Below are 245 nucleotides of genomic sequence, written 5' to 3' on the forward strand. Positions count from 1 at the left end.
TGGCGCCGTAGTATCCACTACCGCCACTGCCTACAACAAGAGTGGTCTTACAGCAAACACAGACCACACCTTCCGCATTCGTTCCAAGAATGCCGCAGGAGTAGGAACATGGAGTGATTTGATTAGCGGAACCACGCAATTGAACACTCCTGTATTGAAAGCGACATCGGAAGAGACAGCCATTAACCTGACATGGGCAGAAATCCCCGACGCTACAAAATATGAAGTGGAAGCTGATGGTGTAG

Annotated in this window: 1 protein-coding gene; it reads left to right on the plus strand. The window is 49.4% G+C overall.

Features of this window, described 5'->3' with window-relative positions:
* Positions 1-245 (plus strand): fibronectin type III domain-containing protein (locus AMS66_RS33245; protein ID WP_201782212.1); only part of this gene is annotated, 245 nt, incomplete at both ends.

Source organism: Paenibacillus xylanivorans (assembly GCF_001280595.1).
GTDB lineage: Bacteria > Bacillota > Bacilli > Paenibacillales > Paenibacillaceae > Paenibacillus > Paenibacillus xylanivorans.